Annotated in this window: 11 protein-coding genes; 6 read left to right on the forward strand and 5 right to left on the reverse strand. The window is 55.5% G+C overall.

The window, feature by feature from the left end; translation table 11 throughout:
- Positions 1 to 2 precede the first annotated feature (2 nt).
- Positions 3 to 2,753 carry a class I SAM-dependent DNA methyltransferase gene (locus ACTFPK_RS04705; RefSeq protein ID WP_439911206.1) on the reverse strand — a complete coding sequence of 917 codons (2,751 nt, stop codon included), beginning with the start codon at positions 2,751 to 2,753 and terminating at the stop codon, positions 3 to 5.
- A 112-nt stretch (positions 2,754 to 2,865) separates the two neighbouring features.
- The gene (locus tag ACTFPK_RS04710; RefSeq protein ID WP_439911207.1) at positions 2,866 to 3,648 is read right to left on the reverse strand and encodes a GntR family transcriptional regulator; all 783 of its coding nucleotides are present in this window, start codon (positions 3,646 to 3,648) and stop codon (positions 2,866 to 2,868) included.
- Between the two features lie 246 nt (positions 3,649 to 3,894).
- On the opposite strand from ACTFPK_RS04710, the gene ACTFPK_RS04715 reads away from it, so the two are divergent.
- The 4 genes from ACTFPK_RS04715 to ACTFPK_RS04730 are packed head-to-tail and all read left to right on the forward strand — an operon-like array spanning position 3,895 to position 8,660.
- Positions 3,895 to 5,385 (forward strand): CoA-acylating methylmalonate-semialdehyde dehydrogenase, encoded by a 1,491-nt coding sequence (locus ACTFPK_RS04715; protein WP_439911208.1) that lies wholly within the window; start codon positions 3,895 to 3,897, stop codon positions 5,383 to 5,385.
- Positions 5,386 to 5,409: 24 nt separating this feature from the next.
- Positions 5,410 to 6,399 carry a 5-dehydro-2-deoxygluconokinase gene (gene iolC / locus ACTFPK_RS04720; RefSeq protein WP_439911281.1) on the forward strand — a complete coding sequence of 330 codons (990 nt, stop codon included), beginning with the start codon at positions 5,410 to 5,412 and terminating at the stop codon, positions 6,397 to 6,399.
- Positions 6,400 to 6,401: 2 nt separating this feature from the next.
- On the forward strand, positions 6,402 to 7,265 hold the full coding sequence (locus tag ACTFPK_RS04725) for a Cgl0159 family (beta/alpha)8-fold protein (protein ID WP_439911209.1): 864 nt from the start codon (positions 6,402 to 6,404) through the stop codon (positions 7,263 to 7,265).
- 27 nt (positions 7,266 to 7,292) lie between these two features.
- Positions 7,293 to 8,660: a GntP family permease gene (locus tag ACTFPK_RS04730; RefSeq protein ID WP_439911210.1), complete on the forward strand. Its 1,368-nt coding sequence runs from the start codon at positions 7,293 to 7,295 to the stop codon at positions 8,658 to 8,660.
- Positions 8,661 to 8,816: 156 nt separating this feature from the next.
- Here the strand turns inward: ACTFPK_RS04730 and ACTFPK_RS04735 are convergent, their stop codons facing one another.
- The gene (locus ACTFPK_RS04735) at positions 8,817 to 9,272 is read right to left on the reverse strand and encodes a helix-turn-helix domain-containing protein (protein WP_439911211.1); all 456 of its coding nucleotides are present in this window, start codon (positions 9,270 to 9,272) and stop codon (positions 8,817 to 8,819) included.
- A gap of 170 nt (positions 9,273 to 9,442) precedes the next feature.
- Between ACTFPK_RS04735 and ACTFPK_RS04740 the strand changes: the two genes are divergently transcribed.
- On the forward strand, positions 9,443 to 10,213 hold the full coding sequence (locus ACTFPK_RS04740; RefSeq protein WP_439911212.1) for a DUF4261 domain-containing protein: 771 nt from the start codon (positions 9,443 to 9,445) through the stop codon (positions 10,211 to 10,213).
- Here ACTFPK_RS04740 and ACTFPK_RS04745 read toward each other — a convergent pair.
- A complete protein-coding gene (locus tag ACTFPK_RS04745) occupies positions 10,210 to 11,304 on the reverse strand; it encodes a GTP pyrophosphokinase (protein ID WP_439911214.1) in 1,095 nt (364 codons plus the stop codon). The genes ACTFPK_RS04740 and ACTFPK_RS04745 overlap by 4 nt on opposite strands.
- Positions 11,305 to 11,358: 54 nt before the next feature.
- Here ACTFPK_RS04745 and ACTFPK_RS04750 point away from each other — a divergent pair, with 54 nt between their 5' ends.
- Positions 11,359 to 11,799 (forward strand): Panacea domain-containing protein, encoded by a 441-nt coding sequence (locus ACTFPK_RS04750; RefSeq protein WP_439911215.1) that lies wholly within the window; start codon positions 11,359 to 11,361, stop codon positions 11,797 to 11,799.
- A gap of 96 nt (positions 11,800 to 11,895) precedes the next feature.
- Here ACTFPK_RS04750 and ACTFPK_RS04755 read toward each other — a convergent pair whose 3' ends face one another.
- Positions 11,896 to 12,279, reverse strand: coding sequence for a TM2 domain-containing protein (locus tag ACTFPK_RS04755; protein ID WP_016442007.1), 384 nt, complete (start codon positions 12,277 to 12,279; stop codon positions 11,896 to 11,898).
- Positions 12,280 to 12,351 lie beyond the last annotated feature (72 nt).

The raw sequence follows: 12,351 nt of genomic DNA on the forward strand, positions 1-12,351 counted from the left end.
GGCTATTTCCCTTCTGCTTCGATCATCTGCTGATACTTCGCGAACAGCACCGCGAGGCGTTCCTCATCGGATGCGAACGGGGTGCTCTTGTAAAGTCTATCGACGGCTTCGTCAATTTTTTCGTGTGCTTCGCGGAGGTTGCGCGGCATGAGGTCCGGGTCGTAGAGCTCGGCTAAGGTTTTTTCGCAGTGGTATTCGCGTACATCGAGTACGCGTAGCGCGCGTTTCGTGAGTTCTTCTTTCGACGACGCCGATAACTCTGGCACGGGGAAAGTGTTATAAACCAAGGTATTCGAGTAACGTAGCCGGGTTTCGAGCTGGCCGCCGACTGCGCGTAGCCAGGCCATGTGCATCTTCGAGGTCAGCAAGGCAAACAGCCACGGCTCCGCGTCATATACGGCGAAAGAGCTATCGGCAATGACAGCGTCGGGTCCTAGGTATCCGATAGGCACATAATTTCTGCGCTCTGATGAATGCCGCGGAACAATGATAGAGTCTGTGGGTTTATAGCGAACCTCCGTAAAGCGCCATGGGATATCTGCGAATTCTTGGGTCTGCTTCTTCGTACTGGCCGAACGCATGGCCGAAACGTGGTCCAGGCGCCGCTTTACTTCCGGAATCTCGGCTGCTTCGTGCCAGTTTTCCTCCGTGAGCCACAGGCAGTAGCGGTCTTTCCCATTGATGTAATCATCAGCGCCCACGAACTGCTTAATTACTTCGGAAAGCTCAGGATAGCTGGTAAGAAGATCTTCTGCCTCTTGAGCAGAAAGAATGAGGTTACCCCCGTCGGTCGGTTGGGAGCCTTTGGTCATTTTTGGAAGACTCGATGATAGAGCCTTACCTTGCGCTGTTACGAAAGTATCCTCTCCGGAAATGAGGTAGGCGTTAATATTTTCCACCGTGGTTTGGACGAGGTCCGTGAAGAGGTATTTTGTCTCGGAGGATTCATTGCGCAGGCTAATAACTGCGACGGTCACACCCGCATTATGGGAGGCATTATTGCTCCACTTGAAGGAGGTGTAGGCGTAGCCAATCTCTATACCGCCCGTGAAAACATGGGGGTGGAGCAGGGCAACCTGCTCGCCCTGGGTAATGGAATTCGTGGTCACGAAAGAGAGCTTGGCCCGGCTGCCGCGAATGTAATTGGCACCCTTAATGAACCACAGGGAAACATAATCAAGCTTCTTAGGATACTTCTCAGTGCCAAAAACAAAGTGAAAATCTTGTTTCTGGGAGGATGTTTGGCCCGCCGAACCTACATAGGGTGGGTTTCCGATTAAATAAATTTCGTCGGTGCCGTTGTTGGGGCAGACTTCGTTCCAGTCGAGGCGGGTAGCGTTGCCGTGCACGATGTGCCCGGTTTCCCTGAGAGGGATGAGGGGAATATCCAGGCCGAACTTGGCTTTGAACTCTTGGTTCATCTGGTGCTTGGCGATCCAGAGTGAAAGGATGGCCATCTCCACGGAGATGTCATCAATTTCGATGCCGTAGAAGTTCTCAATATTAATCACCGAGGAACCAAAGCCCAGGGTGGCAGCGCCGAGCTTTTCTTCCTCACCCATGCCGAGCAGACCCCAGCGGCCCGCCGAAGAAAGGGAATCGATGCGATCCAGGATGGCGTGTTCGAGCTTGCGCAATTCCTTATATGCGATAACTAAAAAGTTGCCGCTGCCGCTGGCTGGATCGAAAAGCTTGATTTTTGAAATTCTTGTGAGGAGTTTCTTCAGGCGGGGTACCGATTCGCAGGCTTTGTCATATTCGTTCCAGAGTTGATCTAGGAAGAGCGGTTTGATTGTTTTGAGGATATTGGGCACCGAGGTGTAGTGCTGGCCTAGGTTGGCGCGCTGATCCTTATCCACCACCGCCTGGAACATGGATCCGAAAATATCCGGGTTGATTTCCGACCAATCCAGGGTGCCGAGCTCCAGGAGCGAATCGCGCGCATGCTTGGTGAATTGGGGGACCGTCAAAGAGGCGGCGTCGTCGTTATTAATGCGGAAAAGGCGACCGTTGACGTAGGGGAAGCTCTGCAAGTAGACGGGTTTATCGGCGGAGCTTGGGGTATCAAGCGCATGGAAAAGTGCGGTGAGGAATTCGGCGGTGTCGGAGCCGTCGCGCTGGGTATGCGAGCCGACCGCGCTGGTGAACTGGCCTTTTGTGAAGATGCCGGTATCCTCCGCGAAGAAGCAGAAGAGGAGGCGAGTGAAGAAGATGTTGAGGCTGTGGGGAGATTTGTCCTCGTGGAAGAGGTTGGGGTTGGCGGCGAGGAGTTCGTCGTACACCTTGCTCATGTGTTCGGCGGCGCGGCGGTCCGCGTGGGTATCCGAGGAGAAGTGCTGTTTCTCCATATTCGCCCAGGGGAGGAAGAAGGTGAAATCGCTGGCGAGTTTGGCGAGGGGGATGCTGAGGGAATCGCCGGTTTTGGTATCAATTGCGGCGAGGGATTCGTAATTCGTGGCGATGACGAAGCGGGTATTGAAGCGGAGCGCGGCTTCGCTGGTTTTCATTTCCTGTGCGGTGGCTATGAGGTCATTGCTGGTTTCGGCCAGGTAGATCTTGTTTTTCCACACGATATCGCGCTCCGGGTTTTCCGCGACGTTGAGTGAGCTGGCGGTGGTGGAACGCAGGCGGGTGACGCTGGATTTGGAGATGCCGTAAGCGAGGAGGAGGTCGAAGAAGAAATCGCGGGTGAAGGGCGCACGGGAGGTGAGTTTCTTGACGTGCTCCTCAATACTCTGGAGAGTGATGGCCACGGCCGGCTCCTTTCGCGGACAGGCCCGGGCGCGGCGCAGGCGCTGCGGCTCGGGCGGTACGTTCCTATCTTAGAGGGGGCTTGTGACAGAAAATTTGTGCACTTACTTCAGGCTATGCGGGGAAGTTGAGTGGCAGGGTGAGGTCGTATTGATCTGCGTCATAGAGGTGGTCGGCTAGATCCACGATCTGCCCGGATTCATCGTAAGCGCTACGTCTCACTCGTAAGAGAGGGGCGCCGGATGCCACGTGGAGAAGTTCTGCTTCCGCGGGAGTTGCGCTGCGCGCGCTGATACGTTGGACTCCGCCTCGTAACACAATCCCGTGACTCTTGAAGAAAGCGTAGAGGCCTCCCGATGATATAGCGGTAAGCGAGGGAGCTAGATCGGCAGGGATCCAGTTACGCATAATCCCCATACGGTTTCCCTCCGCCCACCGCAAACGTTCTAAAGCCACGATTTCTTTACCTTCCGGGCAATGCATATCAGCAGCTAGACCGCTATCGGCAAGCATCACCCGATATTGGAGAACAGCTGTGCGTGGTTCACGGCCCGCGGCCCGTAAGTCATCGGAAAGGCTTGCTAGGGAAGGATCCCTTTGGAAAACTCGTGGCATCACCCGGGTACCAACACGTGGGCGCCGCGAGAGTTTCCCCTCATCGGTCAGCGCTTGTAACGCCCGCCGTAGCGTGGGGCGCGAGACACCCAGCCTGCGCGACATGGACACTTCGTCTTCAAGGAGCTGGCCGGGTAAGAGCGTGCCAGAGTCAATAAGACTCGCTAATGATTGCGTGATTTGCTGATGTAAAGGAGTAGAAGACCGAGAGTCGAAAACAATCCGGGGAGCAACCGGAACATCCAGCTGATCTGCATTGTCTTTTCCATGGGGCTTTGACATTAACGTGACCCTCTCACTCTTATTTGTTCGCCCAATTGTAAACATAGCCGATCGTCGTATGTTTGGCCAGTGTTTCTGTAGTTTTAGTCATTCGTAGCGGTTTATATGGCCACGTTCATCGAAGTTTCCCCGCCATTCTGGCTGGTCTTTTGTATTTACAAGTAGGCGGTCCGGGGTTATTTTGGGAACAAATGAGACACCCCGCTGGTGGGGTGCTGGTTTGGACTCACAAAGGAGTGATAACGAATGGATATACCTCATTGGATTAATGGTGGCCTGTACACGGGCCGGCCGGAGGGAAAGATCGCGGTTGACGACCCGGCTAGTGGTGAGATTCGCGGGTATTTGTTGCAGGCGAGCCGTGAAGATCTTGACTACGCGGTGGGGATTGCTGTTGAGGCTCAACAGGCTTGGGCGCGTACTTCCCTGGCGAAGCGTACGGAGATTATGTATCGGATGCGTCAGCTTGTCCTTGATCATCAAGACGAGATCGCAAAAGCGATTGTGGCTGAGCATGGTAAGGATTATTCGGATGCTATTGGGGAGATCCAGCGGGGGCGGGAGACCCTTGATTTTGCTTGCGGGATTAATGTTGCCCTGAAAGGTGAAACATCCTCGAATATTTCCACGGGTGTAGATATTCGCACGCTGCGTCAGCCTCTTGGTGTTGTTAGCGGGATTTGCCCGTTTAATTTCCCGGTTATGGTGCCGATGTGGATGCATCCCATCGCGATTGCTACCGGGAATGCTTTTATTTTGAAGCCGGCACCGGCTACGCCTTCGGCTTCTCTTTTGATTGCGCGTTTGTATAAGGAAGCTGGTCTGCCTGACGGGATCTTCCAGGTTATTTCCGGGTCGAATGATTTCACGATGGCCATGATTGACCACCCCGATATCAAAGCTGTTTCTTTCGTGGGCTCAACCCCTGTGGCGAAACTGATTCAGGAGCGTGCAGTGCGGGCGGGCAAGCGTGTCCAAGCATTGGGAGGGGCTAATAATCATGCGATTGTTATGCCCGATGCTGATATCGACTTCGCTGGCAAACACCTTTCAGCTGCGGCTTTCGGAGCTGCTGGTGAACGCTGCATGGCATTACCTGTTGCTGTGGCTGTGGGCGGGGTCGGTGACAAACTAGCAAAAGCCGTCAAAGAACACGCCGAGCTTATCCGAGTGGGCTACGGCTTGGACGAAGGCGTGCAGATGGGCCCGGTTATCAACGCTAACTCTAAAGAACGGATCATTGACGCGATTACTGATGCGGAAAGCAAAGGTGCGAAAGTCATCCTTGATGGGCGTTCTCTTAATGTGAGCGGGCATGAGAACGGGTATTTCCTTGGCCCAACTATTTGCACGCATGTCTCGCGCGATTCCATCCTGTATCGGGAAGAAACTTTCGGACCTGTCCTGGCAATCGTCGAGGTAGAAACTTACGAAGAAGCAATCGCTCTTGTTAATTCCTCGCCTTACGGTAATGGGGCAGCGATTTTCACCAACGATGGTGGTCTGGCACGTCGTTTCGAGCTGGAAGTTGAAGCTGGCATGGTTGGTATCAACGTTCCTATCCCCACGCCCGTGGCTTACTACTCGTTTGGTGGATGGAAAGACTCTCTTATGGGCGATACCCATATTCACGGGCCCGAAGGCGTGCGATTCTACACGCGCGCGAAGGCTACAACGGTGCGGTGGCCTTCGGAGGGCACCTATGAAGCAACAATGTCGTTTGAACGCACCGAATAAACCACAGATAAGGAAGTGATGGACATGGTCGTCCATGATGTACTAACAATTGGACGCTGCGGCGTCGATATTTATCCCTTGCAAACCAACTGCACTCTCGAAGAAGTAACGACTTTCGGTAAATTCCTGGGAGGCTCTCCCACCAACGTGGCAGTAGCAGCAGCACGCCTGGGAGAAGACTGTGCCACCCTCACCGGGGTAGGTGATGACCCCTTCGGGCGGTGGGTACGCTTGGAAATGCGCCGGCTTGGTGTATCGGATGAATACGTGATCGTTGACAATACCCTGAACACGCCTGTTACTTTCTGCGAGATTATCCCACCTGAGCATTTCCCGTTCTTCTTCTACCGTGAGCCCTCGGCCCCTGACCTACAGATTAAGGACACGGACCTGGATGAAAACCAGGTGCGCGAGGCTAAACTCTTGTGGGTATCCGGGACCGGCCTGTGCGAGGAACCCTCTTACTCCACGCACATGAGCGCACTTGACATGCGTGGGCGTAAAGACCACACCGTTTTCGATATGGACTGGCGTCCAATGTTTTGGGAATCGGTTGATCTAGCGCGCCAGCGGTATGCGAAAGTCCTCGACTATGCGACAGTCGCGGTGGGCAACGTGGAAGAGTGTGAAATCGCGGTCGGGGAAACCGATCCACACCGGGCCGCAACAGCACTACTAGAACGCGGAGTACAAATCGCTGTAGTCAAGCAAGGCAGTAAGGGCACCCTCGCGAAATCGAGTACGGAAGAATTCTTCATTCCCGCGATGAATACCACCGTGGTTAACGGGGCTGGTGCCGGGGATGCTTTCGGTGGGTCCCTTGTTCACGGACTCTTACAGGGCTGGAGCCTTGAGAAAACGATCCGGTATGCCAACACTGCCGGCGCGATCGTCACCTCGCGTATCGAATGCTCCACCGCTATGCCCACCCAGGATGAAATCGAGCGCGTGCTGGCCGCGAATCACACTGACGCGCTACTCGAGGTACCTCAATCAGCAGAAAGCAACCAGTAACCATGGATATTGCCAGGCTTATTGCAGGACGGCGTTGCCCGGGTTCTGCTCACAAAGCCTTGCTCAAACGCGAGCAACCCGCCACCCTGCTACCCAACGGGAAATTCCTTATTATGGCCGCGGATCACCCAGCCCGGGGCGCATTCGCCGCCGGCGCTAATCCGCGTGCTATGGAAGACCGGTTCGATCTACTCCAGCGCCTGTGTGATGCGCTTGCCGTGCCCGGGGTTTCCGGACTGTTAGGAACAGCCGACATTATTGAAGACCTCGCTCTGCTAGGAGTCTTGGACGGCAAATGGGTATACGGGTCGATGAATCGTGCAGGACTGGCCGGCGCGGCCTGGGAACTGGATGACCGTATCACGGGTTATACCGCTAGAGGAGTAGCCAAAGCAGGCCTGCAAGGCGGGAAAATCCTTCTCCGTATTGCCTACGACGAAACAGAAACCGTGAGCACTTTGGAGATGGCCGGGAAAGTAGTCACCGACCTTTCCCGACGCCAACGCATTGCTATGGTCGAACCCTTCATATCGCGGCGAGAAGACAAACAGGTTGTCAATGATGTGTCTACCGATGCCGTCACCCGCTCGATAGCAATCGCTTCAGGTTTGGGAAGCAACAGTGCCTACACGGTACTTAAACTCCCCGACACTCCCGACCTGGAACGCTTCGCGAGGGCGACTACCCTCCCCATCGTTATCCTCGGCGGGGAAGTCAGCAATGATGCTTCCAAAACCCTCCACAGGTGGGCTCTCCTCTTGGAGATCCCCAACGTGATCGGCCTGGTCATTGGCCGGTCATTGCTCTATCCACAATCGGGCGACGTTCAAGGCGCCGTGGCCAACGCCGCCCAGCTTCTCTCCTAAAGAGGCTCATATATTGAAGGAGCACTCATGACTCTGACAACAGGAGGTCTCCTCGGTGTCGCCCTAGCAGCGATCGCCGTTTTGCTCTTCCTTATTATCGTATTCAAAGTCAACGCTACAGTCGCACTGATTCTAGTATCAGCCCTGACTGCTATCGCTACCGGAGTCCCAGTCAGCGAGCTATTCGATATGCTCTTGACCGGTTTCTCGGGCACCGTTGGCAAACTCGCTCTCATTATCGGGTTCGGAGCAATTATTGGACGCATGCTTGAACAATCCGGGGGCGCTGAAGTACTCGCCCAAACCCTGCTGCGCTGGTTTGGGGAAAAACGAGCACCTTTAGCACTCTCAGTAGCTTCGCTCTTGTTCGGCTTCCCAATTTTCTTCGACGCCGGACTCATCGTCATGTTCCCGATCATCTTCTCCGTTGCTCGCCGCCTGGGCGGACCAGTACTCTTGTATGCCTTGCCGGCAGCTGGAGCGTTCCAGGTCATGCACGGACTCATGCCACCCCACCCCGGCCCGGTGGCCGCGGCTACCACGATGAACATTAATATCGGGACCGTGCTCCTGGTCGGTTTAATCGTCGCGATTCCCACCTGGTATCTCGCCGGTTACCGCTTCGCGTTGTGGCTTTCGAAGAGGTTCGATGTTCCCATCCCCAACGTTTTGGGATCCAAAGAATCTGGGCGTGAACTACCCGGGAAAGAGCCCGGCTTCGCAACCGTTCTCTTTATTCTCATGCTCCCGATCCTGTTGATTACCGGTAACACGGTGACTAGTACTTTGCAGTCAGCTGGGGTCATTCCAGAACACGCGGCGTGGGCAAGCGCCCTGAAATTCTTCGGTGAAACCGCGGTAGCCCTGTTCGTTACCGCTCTGGTTGCATCAATCATTTTGGGTTATGTACGTAAAGTACCCTGGAAGAATATCGACAAGATCAACGACGCTGGGTTCAAGTCCGTGGCAGCGATCGTCATGGTGGCCGGTGCTGGCGGTATGTTCGGGTCCGTGTTACGTGAAACCGGTATTGGTACCGCGCTTGCTAACACGCTAGCTGATCTTGGTATTCCCCTGCTCCTGGCTGCCTACCTTATCTCCCTGGCACTACGAGTCGCACAAGGCTCAGCAACTGTGGCCATCCAGACCACCGCAGCCTTGCTAGCAGCAACTGTGGCGGGGGCCGGACTCAATGACATCCAAACCGCGCTCGTTGTCGTAGCGATGGGAGCAGGATCTTTCTTCGCTTCCCACGTCAACGATTCCGGGTTCTGGCTAGTAGGCGGCTTCCTCCAAGTAGATACGAAAACGAATCTGAAGATGTGGACCACGTTCACCTCGGTCATATCCCTCGTATCCTTCGGTTTCTGCACTCTGGTCTACCTCATCGTCTAGAACACTCCTACTCCTGCGGCCTGCGGGTACGCGCCCTGTGGGATCCATATTGGATCTTCCTCAGGCGCGTACCCGCAGGTTCAGCTAGATGTTGAGCGTGACGATCACATCTCAAGCGCTACGGAGTGCGGTCGGTATCCAGGTAAGCCGCGCGCATTAGTTCCCACTGCCCATCTCTCGGATTGCCTGGGTGATAACTTCGGGATCTTCGTCGTAATCGCCCATGGCATAGGAATCTGCCATGAGAGCATCGAGAGCTTCACGAGTTTGCTGCCGCTGCTTTTCGCGATAGTTCAGAACATCTGAGAGCCAGAGCCGGCGGTGGGTGGTAATTTTCCGGAAGGGTATAGCGCCGTCTTCGCATAGCTTCACCACGGTCGGGCGGGTCATATTCAACAGATCGGCAGCTTCCTGAGTGGAGATTTCCCTATCTCCATCAGGTTCTTCCTGCACGGCCATCGAAATTTGCGCGCGCAGCAGGGGTGGAACTTCTACAGCAATACCGTCAAAAACCAATTCGATCCTGCGTGACTTAGCGATAAGCTGGCGGATTCGATCCATGATCTCCGGATTAATCTGCCCGTTTTTATCATCATGTGAAACAGTTGTCACATCACACCTCCTTTTCGTTTCTTTCGTTTCTAATGTAGCGGACCTCCCTTGGTGTTGGAAGACTGTATTTCCGCGATGCCGTACCGGGTCGCGCGTGAAGAGGATGCCCTCATTAGCCCAGGGGAACCCCGCATCGCACCCAGCTTGACCGACCCGCTACGATAGGGCACATGGCTCAAGTTCCGGTGTCCGCTATTCATCCTATTGCCCCTGACCACCTGGGCGCCGTCGCCCTTTTTAGTGCGCCGATTGACGTGCGTGCGGCGCTGGAACGCGTGGAAGTGGACGGCCAGGCCCTCGATGTCCACCTGGATGAGCTCCCCGGTGGGCAGGTGTTCAATTTTCTGGCCAGTGGCATGACTGTGTTGCTCACGCCCGTCTCCGGGCCGGCCGCGCTGGAGGGCGCCACTCCGCCGCACGCTTTCCACATTATGATGACGTTTTTCTCCGATATGGCGCGCTCCGGGGAGGACATGCCAGACCCGGTGAGCGATGAGTTCGCGGCGCGGCGTCGTACCTCTATGCACACGCTGCACCGGGTGTACACGGCCGTGATCCGCTCGCTCATGGGCGAGGAAGCCGCGGTGGGCGTGGCGCGCCCCGAGCTGGGCATCATCTACCCCGCCGATGTGGTGACCGGCTATCGGATCGACGCCACAGACCCGTTCCTGCTGTGGATTTACGTGCCGATGCGCGCCGGCGAGGTAGTGTCCGGACGCACCGTGGGCCTGCCTCTTTTCGGGCACCTCGACCTCGAGGTGAAGGACAGTCACCGCCCGCGCGAGGCCGTGTACGAACTGCTCGCGAACACCGCCGGATATATTATTTCCGACAGCGCAACCCTCATGCCAGGGCAAACTCTGGGCACCGCCGCGGATGAGTCCATCGCCATCGCCCAGGGCCGCGATGGCGACACCCCCACGCTGCGGTTGCTTTACTAGTTCTCCCCGAAATAGGGCGCGATTCTGCGATTGAACACATCCAAATTCGCGGTGTAGTTCGGGAAGGCCAGGGCAAGATTCTCCGGTGTTCGAGCGTGAACTAATACTGTGTCGCGAGTTTGTCCAAATACATCATTTTCTTCGCGGTCATTGTAGGCGCGTACGGCATCCGCGAGGGCCGAGTGTGGAAAAGGCTCCGCCCGCAGGCTCTGGGCTTCCTGGTCGTATTCGAGGACGTACAAGCTTGTATCTTCGCCACCGACGGTGGGCGCTGGGATGAAGTTCTGATAGCTGCTGGTGGATGAGTTGGCAAGATCGTGGAAGAGAGCGCGGTACTTTTCAGATGCTCTCAATTCTGCGAGGAGCTCATTTTTATCGGAGGACATTCCGGGTGGAACGGGTTGATTCTCCGAGAGAGCGAAAAGTGCGGAGACAATCTGGAAGAACCTGCGATTGGTCTTTTCGGATTCGTCCATGGTGGCCGCGATGGCCGGGTTTTTGTAATTCCGTTCGTACATGAATCCAGCAGCCTCGAGAGCTGTGGCCCACGCGTGTTGAAGGAATGTCCTGACCTGAATCTCAACTCGGTATCCGGTGGGTGTTGGGTGTGTCAGAGTAATCAGGTGGTACGACCTGTATCCACTACGTTGCGGCGTTCGAATATAGTCCTTCACCCCGCTTTCGGGTTTGAGGTCCATCTTCTTGGATAGGTTGGTAACAATATTGAAAACATCATCGCAGCTATTCGTGATGATGCGGCAGCCACCGATATCATCCATGGCCCCTAGGCGAAAGTCGTTCTTCGAACGACTTAGCTTTGCTACGATGGAGCTTATTCGCTTGAGTCGGAAAGTGACAAGGGTGCCGGGGATATCGGCGATAATATCCCGGGCCACGGCAAAAGCGTTGAGGGTTGGTTCCAGATGTTGGGAACGCCAGTTTTGGACGGTAACAAGCGCATTCGCGGAAATCTGGTCTTCTTGACAGCGAACCTCAGCATCTTCAGGATGCTCGGTGTAGAGCTTCGTCAAGACCCTGCCGGCGCTTGTTGCAGCGGACTTGGAGATTGTGGGGCGCGGGCTTTCGTCCATGCTAGAATTATAACCAAATTGCCGGTTCGAATACGTGACATGAGGAGGTGCGGGATGACGAATGTCGAAGATATTGCCGGGCGTATTCTTGAGCGCTGCGGGCGGATGACCACCATGAAATTGCAAAAACTCACCTTCTACTGCCAGGCCGCTTATCTCGGCGAAACTGGCCAGCCTCTTTTTGACGGAGACTTTCAAGCGTGGGTGAACGGTCCGGTATCACCAGATCTCTTCGCTCAGCACCGGCGCAAGTTTTTCATTAACCCGGGCGGGCTGCGCAGTCGGGGTGAAGGGCTTTCTGATCGGCAGCGGGGCGTTGTTGATGCCGTCTGCGCGAAGTTGGGCGAGTTGAATCCAAACGAGTTGGTTGAGAAAACTCATCGCGAAGCTCCGTGGCGGGAAGCCCGCAAGGACTGTGATACCGAAACTCGTTCAACCGTGGTTATTCCTCGAGCTGCTATTGAGGAGTACTACCGGGCCAATTCGGTTCTATAGGTGGGGGCATAGGAAAAGGAGGGGCGGTAGCACCCCTCCTTTACTTATGACTCCACGGGCGTTCGGGATTCTGACCGCGCAGAACAGGAGTATGAATTAGTAAATCCAATCCCCGCTCTGGGTGAAGATGAAATCGTCACCGGGGTACTTGCTGAGCTTCACGCAGCCGATAATGAACTCCACCAGCGCCCAAATGCCGATAGTGAGCCAGTTAAAGAGAATCATGCAGATTCCGATACCTACCTGGCCGCGCAGGAAACGGTGGACGCCGAAGCCTCCCAGGAAGAAAGCAAGGAGCACGTAAACGATCTTATTAACCGTGCGGAATTGCGGCTCTTGGTAGTAAGCGGGCGGGGCTGTGGGATACGCCTCCGGAGCGGTGGGGTACGGCTGTCCCGGCCCCTGATACGGCTGCCCCGGAAGTGGATACTGCTGGTTCTGTTGCGGCCCCCGCTGCGGGTACGGTTCAAAAGCGCTCATTGATCCAATCTTTCCTTGTGCCCGGTATGTCACGAGCTCCTGCCGAAAAGTATAGCCGGCGGGCCCGTGAGC

Origin of the sequence: Actinotignum sp. UMB0459 (assembly GCF_051905915.1) — a bacterium.
Lineage (GTDB): Bacteria > Actinomycetota > Actinomycetes > Actinomycetales > Actinomycetaceae > Actinotignum > Actinotignum sanguinis.

Coding starts and splice junctions, on each gene's coding strand:
- iolC (WP_439911281.1), top strand. CDS start 5,410: ATGGTCGTCCATGATGTACTAACAATTGGACGCTGCGGCGTCGATATT.
- ACTFPK_RS04750 (WP_439911215.1), top strand. CDS start 11,359: ATGACGAATGTCGAAGATATTGCCGGGCGTATTCTTGAGCGCTGCGGG.
- ACTFPK_RS04755 (WP_016442007.1), bottom strand. CDS start 12,279: ATGAGCGCTTTTGAACCGTACCCGCAGCGGGGGCCGCAACAGAACCAG.
- ACTFPK_RS04725 (WP_439911209.1), top strand. CDS start 6,402: ATGGATATTGCCAGGCTTATTGCAGGACGGCGTTGCCCGGGTTCTGCT.
- ACTFPK_RS04715 (WP_439911208.1), top strand. CDS start 3,895: ATGGATATACCTCATTGGATTAATGGTGGCCTGTACACGGGCCGGCCG.
- ACTFPK_RS04730 (WP_439911210.1), top strand. CDS start 7,293: ATGACTCTGACAACAGGAGGTCTCCTCGGTGTCGCCCTAGCAGCGATC.
- ACTFPK_RS04740 (WP_439911212.1), top strand. CDS start 9,443: ATGGCTCAAGTTCCGGTGTCCGCTATTCATCCTATTGCCCCTGACCAC.
- ACTFPK_RS04745 (WP_439911214.1), bottom strand. CDS start 11,304: ATGGACGAAAGCCCGCGCCCCACAATCTCCAAGTCCGCTGCAACAAGC.
- ACTFPK_RS04710 (WP_439911207.1), bottom strand. CDS start 3,648: ATGTCAAAGCCCCATGGAAAAGACAATGCAGATCAGCTGGATGTTCCG.